The sequence below is a fragment of the Herbidospora daliensis genome, from assembly GCF_001570585.1.
Lineage (GTDB): Bacteria > Actinomycetota > Actinomycetes > Streptosporangiales > Streptosporangiaceae > Herbidospora > Herbidospora daliensis.
On sequence record NZ_BBXF01000003.1, the window covers coordinates 545,072 to 561,650 of the forward strand.

The 16,579-nt window shown below is 71.6% G+C and carries 17 protein-coding genes; 5 read left to right on the forward strand and 12 right to left on the reverse strand.

What is annotated here, in order from left to right; genetic code table 11:
* Nucleotides 1-86: 86 nt before the first annotated feature.
* From cydC to AW274_RS17755, 4 genes are read right to left on the reverse strand one after another with little or no spacing between them, the layout of a single operon-like run.
* Nucleotides 87-1,766: a thiol reductant ABC exporter subunit CydC gene (gene cydC / locus AW274_RS17740; RefSeq protein ID WP_083974411.1), complete on the reverse strand. Its 1,680-nt coding sequence runs from the start codon at nucleotides 1,764-1,766 to the stop codon at nucleotides 87-89.
* Nucleotides 1,763-3,364 carry a thiol reductant ABC exporter subunit CydD gene (gene cydD, locus AW274_RS17745; protein WP_062433241.1) on the reverse strand — a complete coding sequence of 534 codons (1,602 nt, stop codon included), beginning with the start codon at nucleotides 3,362-3,364 and terminating at the stop codon, nucleotides 1,763-1,765. Before cydD ends, cydC begins: the two co-directional genes overlap by 4 nt.
* Before the next feature lie 10 nt (nucleotides 3,365-3,374).
* Nucleotides 3,375-4,067: a cytochrome d ubiquinol oxidase subunit II gene (locus AW274_RS17750; protein ID WP_062433244.1), complete on the reverse strand. Its 693-nt coding sequence runs from the start codon at nucleotides 4,065-4,067 to the stop codon at nucleotides 3,375-3,377.
* A 9-nt stretch (nucleotides 4,068-4,076) separates the two neighbouring features.
* Nucleotides 4,077-5,243: a cytochrome ubiquinol oxidase subunit I gene (locus tag AW274_RS17755; RefSeq protein ID WP_062433248.1), complete on the reverse strand. Its 1,167-nt coding sequence runs from the start codon at nucleotides 5,241-5,243 to the stop codon at nucleotides 4,077-4,079.
* Between the two features lie 80 nt (nucleotides 5,244-5,323).
* Here AW274_RS17755 and AW274_RS17760 point away from each other — a divergent pair, with 80 nt between their 5' ends.
* Nucleotides 5,324-5,647 carry a PadR family transcriptional regulator gene (locus AW274_RS17760; protein ID WP_083974413.1) on the forward strand — a complete coding sequence of 108 codons (324 nt, stop codon included), beginning with the start codon at nucleotides 5,324-5,326 and terminating at the stop codon, nucleotides 5,645-5,647.
* Here the strand turns inward: AW274_RS17760 and AW274_RS42650 are convergent.
* Both AW274_RS42650 and AW274_RS17770 read right to left on the reverse strand, forming a co-directional pair.
* Nucleotides 5,616-6,290 (reverse strand): permease prefix domain 1-containing protein, encoded by a 675-nt coding sequence (locus AW274_RS42650; protein WP_063813415.1) that lies wholly within the window; start codon nucleotides 6,288-6,290, stop codon nucleotides 5,616-5,618. The two genes, AW274_RS17760 and AW274_RS42650, sit on opposite strands and share 32 nt — an antisense overlap.
* A gap of 40 nt (nucleotides 6,291-6,330) precedes the next feature.
* A complete protein-coding gene (locus AW274_RS17770) occupies nucleotides 6,331-7,539 on the reverse strand; it encodes a pentapeptide repeat-containing protein (protein ID WP_157520367.1) in 1,209 nt (402 codons plus the stop codon).
* 345 nt (nucleotides 7,540-7,884) lie between these two features.
* On the opposite strand from AW274_RS17770, the gene AW274_RS17775 reads away from it, so the two are divergent.
* On the forward strand, nucleotides 7,885-8,250 hold the full coding sequence (locus AW274_RS17775; protein ID WP_062433257.1) for a thioredoxin family protein: 366 nt from the start codon (nucleotides 7,885-7,887) through the stop codon (nucleotides 8,248-8,250).
* 53 nt (nucleotides 8,251-8,303) lie between these two features.
* On the opposite strand, the gene AW274_RS17780 is transcribed toward AW274_RS17775, so the two are convergent.
* Entirely contained in the window at nucleotides 8,304-9,638 is a 1,335-nt protein-coding gene (locus AW274_RS17780; RefSeq protein WP_232320164.1) for a class II 3-deoxy-7-phosphoheptulonate synthase, read from the reverse strand.
* A gap of 51 nt (nucleotides 9,639-9,689) precedes the next feature.
* Nucleotides 9,690-10,907, reverse strand: a complete 1,218-nt coding sequence (locus AW274_RS17785) for an FAD-dependent oxidoreductase (RefSeq protein ID WP_062433260.1) — start codon at nucleotides 10,905-10,907, stop codon at nucleotides 9,690-9,692.
* A 44-nt stretch (nucleotides 10,908-10,951) separates the two neighbouring features.
* Here AW274_RS17785 and sigK point away from each other — a divergent pair, with 44 nt between their 5' ends.
* A complete protein-coding gene (sigK, locus tag AW274_RS17790) occupies nucleotides 10,952-11,542 on the forward strand; it encodes an ECF RNA polymerase sigma factor SigK (RefSeq protein WP_062433262.1) in 591 nt (196 codons plus the stop codon).
* Nucleotides 11,539-12,261 (forward strand): anti-sigma factor, encoded by a 723-nt coding sequence (locus tag AW274_RS17795; RefSeq protein ID WP_062433265.1) that lies wholly within the window; start codon nucleotides 11,539-11,541, stop codon nucleotides 12,259-12,261. Before sigK ends, AW274_RS17795 begins: the two co-directional genes overlap by 4 nt.
* A 10-nt stretch (nucleotides 12,262-12,271) precedes the next feature.
* Here the strand turns inward: AW274_RS17795 and AW274_RS17800 are convergent, their stop codons facing one another.
* Nucleotides 12,272-12,610 carry a hypothetical protein gene (locus tag AW274_RS17800; RefSeq protein WP_062433269.1) on the reverse strand — a complete coding sequence of 113 codons (339 nt, stop codon included), beginning with the start codon at nucleotides 12,608-12,610 and terminating at the stop codon, nucleotides 12,272-12,274.
* 265 nt (nucleotides 12,611-12,875) lie between these two features.
* Between AW274_RS17800 and AW274_RS40355 the strand changes: the two genes are divergently transcribed.
* Entirely contained in the window at nucleotides 12,876-13,067 is a 192-nt protein-coding gene (locus tag AW274_RS40355; RefSeq protein ID WP_157520370.1) for a hypothetical protein, read from the forward strand.
* A gap of 133 nt (nucleotides 13,068-13,200) precedes the next feature.
* Here AW274_RS40355 and AW274_RS17805 read toward each other — a convergent pair whose 3' ends face one another.
* The 3 genes from AW274_RS17805 to AW274_RS17815 form a co-directional block, all read right to left on the reverse strand.
* The gene (locus AW274_RS17805; protein ID WP_062433272.1) at nucleotides 13,201-14,181 is read right to left on the reverse strand and encodes a phosphotransferase family protein; all 981 of its coding nucleotides are present in this window, start codon (nucleotides 14,179-14,181) and stop codon (nucleotides 13,201-13,203) included.
* 6 nt (nucleotides 14,182-14,187) lie between these two features.
* On the reverse strand, nucleotides 14,188-15,066 hold the full coding sequence (locus AW274_RS17810; protein WP_062433275.1) for an aldose 1-epimerase family protein: 879 nt from the start codon (nucleotides 15,064-15,066) through the stop codon (nucleotides 14,188-14,190).
* 144 nt (nucleotides 15,067-15,210) lie between these two features.
* Nucleotides 15,211-16,509: a GH1 family beta-glucosidase gene (locus AW274_RS17815; protein ID WP_198169261.1), complete on the reverse strand. Its 1,299-nt coding sequence runs from the start codon at nucleotides 16,507-16,509 to the stop codon at nucleotides 15,211-15,213.
* Nucleotides 16,510-16,579 lie beyond the last annotated feature (70 nt).

Here is a 16,579-nt window from a genome sequence, read left to right on the forward strand (position 1 = left end):
TGCCACGGCCCCTGCCGCCGCCTCCGCCTCTCCTGCGGGGCCGGGCGCCGACCGGCCGCGCCCGGCCCGCCCCGTCACGGCGGGGTCTATCGGCGGATCATGGTCTCGGCCCGCCACAACTCGCGGTAGTAGCCGTCGGCCGCCACGAGTTCGGCGTGGGTGCCCCGCTGCACCACCAGGCCGTCCTCCAGCACGATCACCTCGTCGACCGCCTCCAGCCCGCGCAGCCGGTGGGTGACGAGCAGGGTGGTGCGGCCCCGGGTGGCGTCGAGCAGGTCGCCCATCAGGGCGTCGGCCGTGGTCTCGTCGAGGGCCTCGGCGGGTTCGTCGAGCAGCAGGACCGGCGGGTCGTAGAGGAGGGCGCGGGCCAGCGCCAGGCGCTGGATCTGGCCGCCCGACAACGTGCGGCCGTCTTCGCCGAGCTGGACGTCCCAGCCGGCCCGGTCGGCGAACGTGCCGAGCCTGGCCTCCCGCACCGCCCGCTCCAGCTCGGCGTCATCGGCCTCCGGGCCCGCCAGGCGCAGGTTGTCGCGGAAGGTGGTCTGGAAGACGTAGGGGTCCTGGGTGAGGCCCGTCATCATGGCGCGCGCGTCGTCGGGGGAGAACCGGCGCAGGTCGGTTCCGTTGACGGTGACACTCCCCGACACGGCGTCGACGGTCCGCATCAGCGCCGACAGCAGCGTGCTCTTGCCCGCCCCGCTCGGGCCCACGACCGCGAGGCGTTTCCCGGGGGTGAGCGTCAGGCTCACCCCGCCGAGCGCGGGCCGGTCGCCGTGGCGGACGACCAGGTCGTCGACCACGACCGTGAGCGGCCCGGCGGGCCGGGGCAGCGGGTCGGCCGGGGCCGGCACCGCCGGGGGCACGGCCTCGATCTCGCGCAGCCGCCGCACCGCCGCGAGCACCCCGGTCAGCCGCTCGCCGGCCACCGCCAGCGGGAGCACCGGCTCGAAGCAGACCAGCGACGTCAGGGCGAGCACGGCGGTCGCGATCGAACCGGCGTCGAGCGCCAGGGCCACGGCCACCACGATCACGACCGTGAGCCCCTGCACCAGCACCCCGGCGGCCAGCGCGGTCGCGTTCACCCGGGCCTGGCCGCGCTCCAGGCGGGCCAGCCGGTCGTCGGCCGCCGCGGCGGCGTCGAGCGCCCGCCCGGTCGCGCCGTAGGCGGCCAGGTCGGCCGACCCGTGCACGAGGTCGGCGGTGTGCGCGGCCAGGTCGGCCCGCGCGGGCGCCAGCCGGGCGGTCGAGCGGCGGGCCATTGCGGCCGTCGCCGCCGGGAGCAGCACCCCCGCGACGGCCAGCCCCGCCGCCAGCACCACCGCCGCGAGCGGCAGCAGGAACGCCGCGATCACGACGGCCGTGACCCCTGTGACCAGGGCGGCGACGGCCGGGAGCAGGCAGCGGACCAGCAGGTCCTGGACCGCGTCGGTGTCGTCGACCATCCGGCTGAGCAGGTCGGCCCCCCGGTGGGAGAGCGGCCCGGCCGGGATGAGCGAGTCGTAGAGGCGTTCGCGGGTCGCCGCCTGCGCGCGCAGCGCGACGTCGTGGCCCGTCAGCCGCTCGGCGTAGCGGAACACGCCCCGGGAGGTCGCGAAGGCCCGCACCGCGACGATCGCCACCGACAGCGCGGCCAGCTCGGGCTGCTGGGCGGCCCGCGTGATGAGCCAGGCGGCCGAGGCGATCAGCCCGAGCCCGGCCAGGTCGGCCGCCGACCCGGCCAGCGCGGCGATCAGCAGCCGCCGGTTCCAGATGATCGAAGTCTTCACGCGATCACTCCGTCGTCGACGCGGATCACTCGGTCGGCCAGGGCGATCATCGCCGGGCGGTGGGCGACGATCACCGCCGTGCGGCCCTCGGACAGGGTGCGGGTGGCCTCGACGACCGCCGCCTCGCTGCGGCCGTCGAGCCGGGCCGTGGGTTCGTCGAGGAGCAGCAGCCCCGCGCCGGGGCGGCAGAACGCGCGGGCCAGGGCCAGCCGCTGGCGCTGGCCGGCCGACAGGTCGGCGCCCCGTTCGCCGATGACGGTGTCGTAACCCTCGGGCAGATCGGTGACGAAGACGTCGGCCTGGGCGGCGACCGCCGCGGCGCGGATCTCCTCGGGCGAGGCCGCGCCGTCGAGCGAGATGTTGCCGGCCACCGAGGTCGCGAACAGGTGGGGGCGCTGCGGCACGAAGGCCAGCTGCCGCCGCCACGCGTCGAGGTCGAGGGTGACCAGGTCGACGCCGCCGACCAGGACCCGGCCCTCGGAGGGGGCGACGAAGCCCAGCAGCAGGTGGAGCAGGGTGCTCTTGCCGGCCCCGCTCTCGCCGACCAGGGCCACCCGTTCGCCGGGCGCGATGGTGAGCGACACGTCGCGGAGGGCGGGGTCGTCGCGGCCGGGGTAGCGCACGGTCACGCCTTCGAGGCGGATCTCCGGGACCCGCTCGCCGACGGCGGCGGCGCGCGGAGCGGCCGGCTGCGCCCCTTCGAGCAGCGCGAACGCCTGGTCGGCGGCGGTGACGCCCTCCATGGCGGCGTGGAAGCGGGTGCCCATCGCGCGCAGCGGCAGATAGGCCTCGGGGGCGAGCAGCAGCACGAGCAGGGCGGTCGTCAGGTCGAGCGAGCCCGACAGCAGCCGCAGGCCGACCGGGACCGCGACCAGCGCCAGCGACAACGACGCGACCAGCTCCAGGACCAGCGACGACAGGAACGCCACCCGCAGGGTCTTCATCGTCGCCGACCGGTGGGCGCCGGCCACCTCGCGGACCACGGTCGCCTGGTGGCGGGCCCGGCCGAACGCCCGCAGGGTCGGCAGGCCGCGCACCACGTCGAGGAAGTGGCCGCCGAGCCGCGACAGGGCGGCCCACTGGCGTTCGGTCACCGCCTTGGTCGTCATGCCGACCAGCGCGCCGAAGATCGGGATCAGCGGCACCGTCACCAGCACGATCAGCGCGGTCGTCAGGTCGGCGGCGAACAACCTGACGATCACCGCCACCGGCACCACGGCCGCGACGGCGATCGACGGCAGGTAGCCCGTGAGGTAGGGGTCGAGCGCGTCGAGGCCGCGCCCGGTCAGCGTCACGAGCTCGCCCGAGCGGGTCTCGGCCGGGCCCATGCCCTGGAACCGGCGCAGCAGCCGGTGACGCAGCTCCGACTTCACCCCGCTCGCGGTGGCCCCGGCCGCGACGCCCTGGACCCAGCCCAGCGCCCCCCGGGCCGCGATCACCAGGGCCAGCCAGCCCAGCACACCGACGGCGAACCGCCCCGACAGCACCCCGGCCAGCAGTTCGGCCTGGACCAGGACCAGCAGCCCGGCCGCCACCGCCGCGCCCAGGCACACCAGGAGGTGGCGGCGCGGCAGCAGCCGCACGAGACCTTTGTGCACCGAGCCCCCCTCAGAAGTAGGCGGGGACCGGCCCCTTCCCGAAGGCCCTCCACACCCAGATCTGCGCCCCGGCCAAGACCGGGACGAACGGCAACACCATAAACGTCAACACCGTTAGGTTCGCGGACGGGGCCGCGTTGGCGACCACCGCGCCCGCCGTCCCGACCAGCGGCACGATCGCCGGCACGGCCGCCAGCGCGCCGGTGACCAGGAGCGATCCCCCTCCGGTGAGCCGCCAGTCGAGGAACCGGCGGCCGTGCATCACGAAGAGGGCGGCGACGAGGAGGCCGTACAGGAGCCCGAAGGGGACGGAGAACCCGCCCAGGCCGGCCAGCAGCAGGCCCCAGGCCAGGCAGACGCCGAAGGAGGCTACGGCGATCGTCCACTCCCAGAACGCGCGGGTGAACAGGCGGCGGCGGAACCACAGGCCCGCGTCGCGCAGCACCCACGAGACCAGCAGCAGCACCACGGCCTCGTAGTTGGCGCTCAGCACGTTCTCGCACGCGGGGAAGGCCCCGAACAGCACGCCCGCGACCGCGATCAGCCACACCTCGTTGGCCAGCACGAACGGGCCGATGGCGCCGATCGCCCGATCGCGGTCGGGGGTGAGCGGCAGCAGCATGCCGACGCCGAGGTCGAAGCCCTCCAGGGTGAAGTAGCCGATCAGCAGCAGCGCCAGGACGCCGAACCACAGGATGTCCATGAGCAGCTCCTAGAAGGTCAGGGCCGGTGCGGGCGCGGGGTTCTCGCCGAGCGCGACCTCGTGGGCGCCGCGCCGGACGATGCGCACGATCAGCACGTAGTCGGCCACCGCCAGCAGGGTCAGCACGCCGACGAACGCGACGAACGACACCGTGATCTGGCCGCCGGTCAGCCCGGGGGTGATCGCGTCGGCGACCGTGAGGCGCTCCCAGATCATCCACGGCTGGCGGCCCTCCTCCCGGGCGATCCAGCCGAGGATCGCCGCGATGAAGGGGAGGGGGGTGACCAGCATGATCAGCGGGTGCAGGAACCGCCAGCGCGGCGCCCACTTGACCAGGATCACCAGCACGAGGGCGACCAGCTGGAGCAGGTGCCCGATGAGGATCATCATGCCGAGGCCGAACGCGGCCAGCGGCCGGTCGACGAACTTGTCGGGCTGGACGCCGGTCACCGGCCCGAACTGGGCGAACCCGAAGCCGACGACCATCATCGTGCCGGCGAAGGCGGTCCAGACGCCCATCCGCAACGACCGGGAGAACAGCTCCCGGTCGGGGGTGCGGCGGAACAGGTGGTAGGCGCTCGCGCTCATCACCACGAAGCCGCCCACGGTCAGCCCGGCCGACAGCACGTGGGGCAGCGCCATCGACAACGACGGGTTGGTCAGCAGCGCGCCGAAGTCGTCGAGGCGCAGCACCTCGCCGTCGCGCACCGACCCGGCCGGGTGCTGGAGGAACGAGTTGGCCACCATGATCCAGAACGCCGACGCGTAGGCGGTGATCGTGACCAGCCAGATCGTCGCGACGTGCAGCCACTTCGGCAGCCGGTGCCAGCCGAAGATCCACAGGCCCAGGAACGTGGACTCCAGGAAGAACGCGATGAGCGTCTCCAGCGCCAGCGGCGCGCCGAACACGTCGCCGGCGTAGTGGGTCAGGCCGCTCCAGCTCAGCCCGAACTGGAACTCCATCACGATGCCGGTGACGATGCCGAGCGCGTAGTTCGTCACGTAGATCTGCCCCCAGAAGCGCGTCGCGCGTTCGTCGAGGGTGCTGCCGGTGCGGGCGTATCGGGTGTGCATGATCGCCACAAGGGGGGCCAGGCCCAGCGTGAGCACGACGAACAGGAAATGCAGGCTCCCCGTCATCGCGAACTGCAACCGGGCCAGGTCGAGGACGTCCATGAAAGGCTCCTTATGTCTGGCTACATATAGAGAGCCTACATGTAGGCTGGCTACATGCCGCACCCGGTTAAGGTGAACACGTGAACCCCGACGCGCTCCGTGGGCATATGGACGCCCTCCTGCTGTCCGTGGTGGAGCACGAGCCCCTCCACGGCTACGCGATCATCGAAGCCCTGCGGGATCGGTCGGGCGGCGCCCTTGACGTACCGACAGGTACTGTTTACCCAGCGTTGCGGCGGTTGGAGCGGGCCGGCTTCCTGGCGAGCGAATGGGCGACCGTGGGCGGCCGCAAACGCCGCACCTACCGGCTGACCGACTCGGGGCGCGCCGAACTCGCGGGCGAACGCACCGCCTGGACCAGCTTCACCAGCGTCATCGGGCGGGTGCTGAACCCGCAGACGTGAGACAACGCGCCGCGCTCCAGAGTTGCCACGCCCAGAAGGCGACGCTGACATACGTGGCCACCTGGCCGGGGAGATAGCCGGGGAACGCCGACAGCGCCGTGCCGGCCGTGAACATCAGGGCGCCGCACAGCGCCGCCATCAGCGGCGCCTGGATCCAGACCAGCAGGCCCAGCAGCCGGGCCGCCCCGCGCGAGCGGCGGGTGCGGCGCAGGCGCAGCAGCACCGCCGCGCCCGTCAGGCCCGTGGCCACCTGGATGAGGTCGACCGACCGGGCCACCACCTCGAACCAGACGGGCTTCACCACGTCGAAGTCGGCCGGGAAGATCTGCCACAACACGCCCCACATCAGCGCCACCGCCGGGGTGCTGAGGAACAGCAGCGTCGCGGTCCGGCGGCTCTGCGCCGCGGTCAGCTCCTCCTGGAACCCCGGCGCCACCTCGGCGACCGGGCCGAAGTCGGCCACCGCGCGGGCCTGCGCCTCGTCGGGCGGCAGGCCCTCCTCCGCGTAGGCTTCGGCGGCGTCGCGCAGGCCGTCGCGGGCCTCGGCCACGAGGTCGTTCCTGGCCCGGCGCGGCCCCCGGAGCGTCTTGGCCAGCCGGTCGGCGTAGTCGTCGACGGCAGCCGTCTGGAATGCGGTGTCCATAGTCGTTCGCCAGGTTATGAGGGAGCTCGCGGGTCTCACATCAGGGCGAACCCTGATCCGTCCCCGACGAGTGGGCCCAGGTGCCGCCCTGCGTCACCGCCGGGCGGGGATGCCGGTTCTGCTGCTGCGGAGTGGACGACCAGAGCGCCGCCGCCACCGCCACCAGGGCCAGCAGCGCCACCCACGACAGGCGGCTGAAGAAGGTGCGGCGGAAGGGCGGCCAGCTGAACCGCAGCTGCCGCCGCCCGCCGGGGCTGGTCGCGAACACGCAGTCGCGCAACCGCAGCCGGTCGGCGTCGACCGCGCCCGGCAGGTGGCAGCGGGTCAGGTCGGCGCCCTCGATCGTCAGGTCGTCGGCGTCGAGGCCGGTGATCGACAGCACCCGGATCGGGCCGCCCCTGCGCCCGACCTTCGAGCGGCCCCGGCTGGTCAGGCCGGTCAGGTCGAGGTCGGCGTCGCCCGCCCGCACGGTCAGCCGGCCGAGCACCCGCGCCTCCGACAGGTCGACCGGGCACCCCGTGACGTGGAGTTCCACCGGGCCGGTGGCCCTGGCCTGGGTGAGCGCCAGGTGGCGGCCCACCACGGCGGGGGCCAGGAACGCCTTCGCCCCGAACCTGACCGACTGGAACCCGGCCGCGCCCTCGAACGCGGTCTTCAGGAACGACACCGGACGCGAGAACCGGGCGCCGCGAAAGGTCGCGTCGCCGTGGAACCTGGCCTGGTCGAAGGAGCTGAACCCGTGGAACTCGGCCCCCCGGAAGGACGCCGAGCCGAAGCACGCCTCGCCGAAGAGGGCGTCGCTGGCCACGGTGGAGTCGTCCATCGAGAGGTGGCCGCGCACGCGGGAGCCGTACAGGGAGAATTCACGGCCGAAACGCACGCCCTGAAATGAGACATTTCCTCTGAAATGGGTGTTGAAGAACGACGCGAGCGCGTCGAAACGCGCTTCGTCGAACGACGCGTCGCCGGTGAACGTGACGTCGCCGAACCGGGCGGGGGAGCTGAACACGGCCTGGTCGAAACGGGCCCGGCCGACGACGTTCTCCATCGCGGCGAGAATCCGGTCGAGCAGCCCGGCGGGGACGGTCGTGCCGCGCAGGTCGAGGGCCTGCCCCGGCGTCAGCGTGGCGAGGTGGGATTCCAGTTCTTCGGCTTCCAGGTGGGTCAGGCAGCGGTTGTACGGCTGCCGCGACACCCCTACGCAATCGGCGCTCGTGGCGCAGGTGCTCCAGGAAAGGAGTTGCCTCATGTCAAAGGCTTACCCACGATCGGCAATTCTTCCGGCCGTTTTCCGCCGACCTGTCAAATGTGTCGCCGATGCCACCCCCGGAACGGAAAACGGCCCCGGAAGTGTTCTTCCGGGGCCGTTTCGCTCATTCGGTGCTCAACTGGGTGATACGCGGGGGCCGGAGGGTGCTGAGGATCTCGTCCATGCAGTTACACGAGCCACAACCGGGGATCATGGAAGTCTCCTGCCGTCGTCGGGGACGCGGGACGTACCCACGGGTGCGACCGGGCAACCTGACCGGCGTGATAGGGCTTGGAATGCGGTGGGACCGGATCGGGTTGCACCCCGTGAGGAAAGGAGTCGCGAGTGGCGACCATCGAGGTAACCGAGAGCAACTTCAACGAGATCGCCGACGACGGGATCGTGCTGCTCGACTTCTGGGCGGAGTGGTGCGGGCCGTGCAAGTCGTTCGGTCCGATCTTCGAGAAGGCGTCGGCCAAGCACGACGACATCAAGTTCGGCAAGATCGACACCGAGGCCCAGCCCGCCCTGGCCCAGGGGTTCGACATCACGGCGATCCCCACCATCATGGCCATCCGTGACGGCATCGTCGTCTTCGCCCAGCCCGGCGCCCTCCCCGCCCCCGCGCTCGACGACCTGATCACCCAGGTCCGCGCCCTCGACATGGACGCGATTCGGGCCGAGATCAGCTCGGAGATCAACAAGAACTAGCCCGGCCAGACGAAAAAGGCCCCCGAGCCGGGGGCCTTTCGCGTTTCCGCGGGTCAGTCGCCCCGGTAGAGCTCCGCGACCCGGAACGCCAGGTCGAGCGACTGCGACCGGTTCAGCCGAGGGTCGCAGGCGGTCTCGTAGCGCAGCGCCAGGTCTTCTTCGAGGATCTGGTGGCCGCCGCCGACGCACTCGGTCACGTCGTCGCCGGTGAACTCGATGTGGATGCCGCCCGGGTGGGTGCCCAGCGCGCGGTGGACCTCGAAGAAGCCGGTCACCTCGTCGATGACGTCTTCGAGCCGGCGGGTCTTGTAGCCGCCCGCGGCCTCGAAGGTGTTGCCGTGCATCGGGTCGCAGATCCATGTCACCACCGCGCCGCTCGCGGTCACCTTCTCGACCAGCGGCGGCAGGGCGTCGCGGACCTTGCCCGCGCCCATGCGGCTGATGAAGGTCAGCCGGCCCGGCTCGTTGGCCGGGTTGAGCTTCTCGACCAGCGTCAGCGCCTCGTCGGCCGTCGTGGTCGGGCCCAGCTTGACCCCGATCGGGTTGCGGATCTTGCTGAAGAACTCGACGTGGGCGTGGTCGAGCTGGCGGGTGCGCTCGCCGATCCAGACCATGTGGGCCGACACGTCGTAAGGAAGACCCGTGCGGCTGTCGATGCGGGTCATCGCGTGGTCGTAGTCGAGGATCAGGGCCTCGTGGGAGGAGTAGAACTCGACCGTGTGGAACTCCGCGGGCTCGGCGCCGCAGGCGCTCATGAACGCCAGCGCCTGGTCGATCTCCCGCGCCAGCCGCTCGTAGCGCTGACCGGCCGGGGATCCGGCCACGAAGTCCTGGTTCCAGGCGTGGACCTGCCGCAGGTCGGCGTAGCCGCCCTTGGTGAAGGCCCGCGCCAGGTTCAGCGTGACGGCCGAGGAGTGGTAGGCCCGCAGGAGGCGGCCCGGGTCGGGCACCCGCGAGGCCTCGGTGAACTCGAAGCCGTTGACCATGTCGCCCCGGTAGGCGGGCAGCTCGACGCCGTCGCGGGTTTCGGTGTTCTTCGACCGCGGCTTGGCGAACTGCCCGGCGAGCCGGCCGATCTTGACGACGGGCACCCGCCCGGCGTAGGTCAGCACGATCGCCATCTGGAGCAGCGTCTTGATCTTGTTGCGGACGTTATCGGCGGTGGCGCCGGCGAAGGTCTCGGCGCAGTCACCACCCTGCAGGACGAACGCCTCGCCGCGCGCGACCGCCGCCAGCTCGTCTTTCAGCCGGTCGCACTCCCCGGCGAAGACCAGCGGGGGCAACCCGCGCAACTCGGTGACCACATCGTCGAGCGCGCCGCGGTCGGGCCACTCGGGCTGCTGGGCGGCGGGCAGGTCACGCCAGGTGTCGAGGTTGAGTGCGCTCACGACATACGAGGTTATCGTTCCTCGTCCCGAGGACCGGCCTGCCATGTCCATTCAGTGAGATGAACGTACGTGCTCGGGAAGGAAACCCAGCCCGATGACGCGGCCGAGGAGGCGGCGTACCGGCAATGGGATCTTGCGCACGGCGGCGGCGATGGAGCCCGCATCGGCGTCGCCCGCGAGGACGCGGGCGATGATCCGGTTCTGGATCTGCACCTGGAGGGCCTGCGTCGCGGCCGTCGGATACCACCGGCGGCGCCGCAGTTTCGCCAGGAGAGAAGCCGGCACCGGGTCGAGCACCGGCCGCCGCTTCTCCTGCGCCCTGGCGAGCGGCCCGGCGAGCAGGTTCCCGGCCGCGATGGCGTCCTGGATGGCCAGGTTGATGCCGACCCCGCCGACCGGCGACATGGCGTGGGCGGCGTCGCCGACGACCAGCAGGCCCGGCAGGTGCCACTGCGGCAGCCGGTCGACCACCACGGTCAGCAGCTGGACGTCGCCGAAGGCGAGCTCGCTCGTGTCGAGATAGGGGAGCAGGCCCGTGATCGTCGCCCGGAAGTCCTCCAGGCCGGCCGCCTTGAGGCCGTCGAAGCCGCCCTTGGGGATCAGGTAGGCCAGCTGCCAGTAGTCGCCCCGGTTGAGCGACACCAGCGCGGTGCCCTTCCCCGGACGCAGGAACACGTCGTCGGGGTGCCCGTCGTGGCGCGGCAGCCGGAACCACAACACGTCCATCGGCGCGCCGATGTCGACCGGCGCGAACCCGACCGCCCGGCGCAGGTCGCTGTGCCGCCCGTCGGCCGCCACGGTCAGCGCGGCCCTGATCTCCGACCGGACCCCGCCCGCCTCGACCCGCAGGCCGCGCACCGCGCCGCCCTCGCGGATCACCCCGACCGCCTTGTGCTCCATGAGCAGCCGGAAGTTCGGATAACGCGCGGCCGCCTCGGTGATCAGTGTGAGGAAGTCCCACTGCGGCACCATCGCCAGCCGCTTGTGCCGGCCGGGCAGCCCCCGGAAGTCGGCCACGGGCAGGAACTCCTCGCCCGTGTAGAGGGCGAAGTAGTCGAACGAGCGGTGCGGGATGGCCTCGAACTCGGCCAGCAGCCCCAGTTCGTCGAGGACCTGGATCGTCGACGGGTGGATCGTGTCGCCCCGGAAGTCACGGAAGAAGTCGGCGTGCTTCTCCAGCAGGACGATCTCGACGCCCGCCCGCGCCAGCAGCAGCCCCAGCATCGCCCCGGCGGGCCCGCCGCCGGCGATCACCACGGTGGTTTCCATATTTCCCTGTCTACCCGGGCAATCCACGGGGCGGACAGCGGCGAATGGGGTTCGTGAACGATGTCGTGCCCATCTCCGTCACGGGCCGCAGTCCCGAACTCGACGAGCTGCTGGTCCTGGTCGCCCGCGGCGACGAGACGGCTTTCGAGCGTCTGTACGACAGATTGATCGCCTCGGTGTTCGGACTGATCCGGCGCGTCGTCCGCGACCGGGCCCAGGCCGAGGAGGTCGCCCAGGAGGTCATGGTCGAGGTGTGGCGCACCGCCGCCCGCTTCGACCCCGCCCGGGGCGGCGCCATGTCCTGGGTGATGACCGTGGCCCACCGGCGCGCCGTCGACCGGGTACGGTCGGCGCAGGCGTCCTCCGACCGGGAGAACCGGGTCGCCCAGATGGGCGGCGAGGTGGCGTACGACCACGTGGCCGAGACCGTGACCACCCGCCTCGAAGGCGAACGCGTCCGGCGCTGCCTCGACGGCCTGACCGAACTGCAACGCCAGGCCGTCACGATGGCCTATTACGGGGGCTACAGCTATCCGGAGGTGGCCGGCCTCCTGAAGGTCCCCTTGGGAACGGTGAAGACGCGCATGCGCGACGGCCTGGTACGACTGCGAGACTGCATGGGGGTGGAACGGTGAACGACGAGATCCACACCCTGTCCGGGGCCTACGCCCTGAACGCCCTCCCGTTCCGGGAACTGGGCGAGTTCGAGGGCCACCTGTCGAGGTGCGAGACCTGCTCGATCGAGGTCCGCGGCCTGCGCGAGACCGCCGCCCGCCTGGGCGCCGCCGTGGCCGAGGCCCCGCCCCGCGCCCTGAAGTCCCGGGTCATGGCCCAGATCGCCGAGGTCCGCCAGGAACCGCCCCAGATCGAGGAGGAAGAGCCGCCTCCTGCCGAGGTCGTCGTCCCGCTGCGGCGTGGAAAGGGCCGGTGGGCGCTGGCCCTGGCGGCGGTCTCGGCCGCCGCGGCGGTGTCGATCGGCGTGATCGCCGTCAACGAGATCCGGTCGCGCGACGCGTCGATCGAGGAGACCCAGAGCCTGCTCGCGGCCCCCGACGCGGTGGTGCGGAAGGTCGAGATGGTCGGCGGCGGCTCGGCGACGGTGGTGGCCTCGGAGAGCCACGGGAAGGTCATGTTCACCTCGGAACTCCCCGCGCTCGACCCTTCGAAGACGTACCAGCTGTGGACGATCGGCGGCGAACGCATCCGCCCGGCGGGACTGGTCGACGGCGGCGGGATCCGGACGGCGACGGTCGAACTGCCGGCGGGGACGGACCACTTCGGGGTGACGGTGGAACCGGCGGGGGGTTCAGAGCAGCCGACGACGGAACCGGTGATGCTCGCCAAGGTGACCTGAGCGCCCGGGGTCAGCCGATGTCGGCGAGGGTCTCGCGGAGGCCGTTCAGCAGGTCGGCGTTGCCGATCCCCTGGGCGAGCGTGAAGCCCTCGCCGGCCGACAGGTGAGACGGGCGAGGTAGTGGGTCACCTGGCCCGCGGTGTTGCCGATCAGGCGGTGATAGTCGAGCGCCTGGGTGAGCGCCGAGGTGCCCTGCGCGAACCGACCGGCCCCGCCGTAGGCCCAGGTGCAGCAGGGTCCAAGCGACCTGGTCGAGGGCGACGCAGAGCTCCAGGCCCGCGACCGAGACCTCAATGGCCTCGGTGTAGCGGCCCATTCCGCGGTAGGCGTCGGCGATGTGGGCGATCACCCAGATCTCGGCGGGCGCCTCGCCGGTGGCCTGGTGGATGGCGCGGGATACGTTGTGCGCGGCGGTCAGGACCAGGCCGGGGCGAGCAGGAAACCCGGCCCGACCTGCCAGCGCGGCCTCACTTGCGGGCCGCGGTCGTGGAGCACCTCCACCGCGCGGTCGACCGTCACCCGGTTCATCGGGCCGTCAAGGCTTGTCGTCGGAGCCCTGGGTCACCTTCACCGGAGCGCCGTTCACGTCGACCGGCGCTTCGAGGGTGACGGTGATGGATCTCCTCGGCGGCGTAGGACCCCTTGCCGTCGAGTTCGACGGCCCGGAATTTCACCTTTCCCCGGTTTTCGCGGATTTGGTGACGCCGACGTGCAATTCGATCTGGGTCTGGTCCTATCGGGAAACTGATCGGCGAATCGTCGCCTTCGGCCATCGCGGCCATCGCGGCCAGCAACTCCGCACGTAGCCGCCGCAAGAGCGATCTGTCCCATCCGCCGCTCCAGAAAGGCGTTGGACGTCGATTCTCCCGATCGCGATTCATTCGGCGATGAGATCTCCGGGTGGGCGGCGGCACGTCCCGCCGCCCACCCGGATGAGCACTAGCGCGTGAGGATGCCCAGCGCCCGTACCAGCCCGTCGGTCGCGCCGTTACGCAGCCGGGCGTAGTCGGCCTCCGGGTACTGCCTCGGACCGTCCTCCACCAGCAGGATCAGGTAGAGGTACGCCTGGTACATCGCGAAGCGGATCCGGGACGTCGGGGTGAAGCCGGCCCGGCCGCCGCCCTCCTGGTAGCCCGCCAGCATCGGGTCGTCGCCGGTCAGGTCGCCGAAGATGGTCGGGGTCACGAAGTCGGCCAGGGGGTCGCCCCAGAAGGCGCGTTCGTGGTCGATCAGGGCCTCGACCGTTCCGTCGGCGGTCAGGAAGACGTTGCCCGGCCACACGTCGAAGTGGACCAGCGCGGGGGCGTGCACGTCGTCGAGGGCCGCCGCGTTGCGGTGGAAGGCGCCGACCAGGTCGAGGATGGTCGCCGGGAGGCGGGTCTCCCATTTCACCGCGTCGTCGAGGATGGCGCCGACCATCTTCAGGAACGCCTCGCGCCACGTCTGGCCGGTCAGGCCCGCGTAGGGGTAGCCGAACGTGCCGGTGCCCGGGATGCGGTGGAGGGTCGCGAGGTGGACGCCCATCTCGCGCCGCAACGCGGCGTCGCGCGCCGGGTCGGGCGTCGCGCGGTTCCACGGGGTGCCCGTCAGGGCCGAGAGGATCAGCCAGTCGCCGCCGATCTCCGGGTCGTCGAAGCCCGCGTGGAGGAGCGTGGCCATCGGCAGGCCGGTGCCCTGGGCCAGGTGGTAGACCATGGCCTCGGTGCGCAGCAGGTCGCGCTCGTAGGTCAGGAGCGGCAGGTCGGGCGGCGGCCCGACCTTCAGTACGACCTGCGACTCGTCGTCGAGGCCGAGGCGCCAGACGGCATTGGCGAAGCCGTCGGGCAGTTCCTCGGCCGTCACGACGCCCGCTCCCAGGGCGCCGATGACGAGCGCGTCGAGTTGGGCGGTCGTCAGTGACCGCTTCGTTTTGCTGTCCATGGGTCGTCAGGCCGCCGAGATCGTCCAGCTCGCCTCGTGCGTGTCGCCGGGCTTGAGGACGATCAGGTCGGTGCCGCTGTTGTAGGCGTCGGGCGGGCAGGTCATCGGCTCGACCGCGACGCCCTTGTAGCCGAGGCCCACGCCGTTGCAGACCTGGACCCAGGGCAGGGACTCGTGGTCCCACGTGACGGCCACGCCGCCGCCGGGGCCGCTCACGACGACGCGGCCCTCGGTCAGGGCCGTGTAGGCGTGGTCGATCGCCACCCCGCCCAGGGCGTGGGGCACGCGGTAGTCGTACTCCGTGCCGTCGACCGCGACCAGCTCCGTGGGGGCGAGCAGCTCGTCGGTCAGGAAGATCTTCCCGGCGGGGAGGGACAGCGTGTACTCGGCCACGTCGGGGCCGGCCAGCAGCCACGGGTGGGGGCCGCAGCCGTAGGGGGCGGCGGCCTCGCCGATGTTCTCGGCCTTGAGCGTGGTCGTCAGGCCCGACTCGTCGAGGACGTAGGTCGTGGTCAGGGCGAGCCGGTAGGGGTAGCCCTGGTGGGGCTCCAGCGTGTATTTCATGACCGCCGACGAGCGGTGGTCCTCGATCGCCGTGAACTCCACGCACGACCAGTGGGCGTCGGAGACGAAACCGTGCAGCGCGTGGCCCCGGTCGGGCTCGTTCACCGGGAGCTCGAAGCACTCGTCGGCGAAGACGTAGCGGGCGCCGACGACCCGGTTGGGCCAGGGGGCGAGCAGGGTGCCGTTGTAGAACTCGATCGGCCCGTCGACGGGGCGGCTCGGGATCAGGTCACGTCCTCCGTGAGTGAGGGCTGACACGGCGCCGCCGAGTTCGGTCAGCTCCGCGCGGTAGCCGCCGCCGAGGAGGGTGTACTGGGGCACGGGGGGTGTCCTTTCTCCGAGAGACAAGGTCCAGGGTATGCGCCACGTGATCGGCCCAGCTCGGCAGCCTCCTGGCCGCCCGAGTGGGAGCGCTCCCACAACCTAGTGTGAATTGGGCTGAAGAGTCAACGAAAAGAAAGCAGGTCACCGCAGTTCGCCGGTCTCGATAAGATCCCGGTACCAAAGGGCGCTGTCTTTCGGAATTCGTTTCTGCGTCTCGAAGTCGACGTGCACGATGCCGAATCGCTGGCTGTATCCCTCGGCCCATTCGAAATTGTCGAGCAGCGACCACACGTGATATCCCTCGACGTTCGCGCCCGCCTTGATCGCGCGGTGCATCGCGCCGATGTGGCCGCGCAGATAGCTGATCCGGTCTTCGTCGTGCACGCCGCCGTCGGGGGAGACGGCGTCGTCGGTCGCCAGGCCGTTCTCGGTGATGACGATCGGCACGCCGGGGTGGTCGCGGGTGACGCGCAGCAGGACGTCGTGCAGGCCGTCGGGGTAGTCCTCCAGCCAGTTCGCCACCCTGACCGGGTGGCGGACGACGCGCCGCTGTTCGGCGTCCATGAAGAGCGGCGTGTAGTACTGCACGCCGAGCACGTCGATTTTCTCACTGATGATCTCCATGTCCCCGTCCATGATCATGTCATGGCGGGTCATGGCCTCCTCCGGGTAGGTCCCCCGGAACACCGGCTCCAGGTAGAGGCGGTTCTCGCGGGCGTCCTGGCGGCGCGCGGCCTCCTTCGCCTCGGGCGAGTCGTCGGCCGGGTAGGTCGGGTGGAGGTTCAGCGCCGGGCCGATGCGGCGGCCCGGGTGGCGGTCGTGCAGGATCCGGCTGGCCAGGCCGTGGCCCAGCAGCAGGTGGTGGCAGGCGACCAGGGCGCGGTCGTCGTCGCGCACGCCGGGGGCGTGGATGCCGGTGCGGTAGCCACAGTCGACGACCGTCTTCGGCTCGTTGATGGTGAGCCAGTCGCGGACGTGCAGGGCGTCGTACATGATCTCGGCGTACTCGGCGAAACGGTAGGCCGTGTCGCGGTTCTCCCAGCCGCCCTCGTCCTGCAGGGCCTGCGGCAGGTCCCAGTGGAACAGCGTGACCATCGGCCGGATCCCGGCGCCGACCAGGGCGTCGACCAGGCGCTTGTAGTAGTCGAGGCCCTTGAGGTTCGGGCGTCCGCCGCCGGTCGGCTGGACGCGCGGCCAGGCGATCGAGAAGCGGTAGCTCTCCAGGCCGAGCTCGCGCATGAGCTCGACGTCCTGCTCGTGACGGTGGTACTGGTCGGCGCCCGGATCGCCGGTGTCGCCGTCGCGGACGTTGCCGGGGGTGGCGGCGAAGGTGTCCCAGACCGACACCCCCCTGCCGTCCTCCTTGGTGGCCCCCTCCACCTGGAAGGCGGAGGTGGCCGCCCCCCAGACGAAGTCGCGCGGGAAGCGTACGGGCGTCATGGTTCTCCTCGGTCGGTCTGCGGCGCAGGCGCCGGCGGCGCTGAGTGACATCAGCACAAATACACCACGA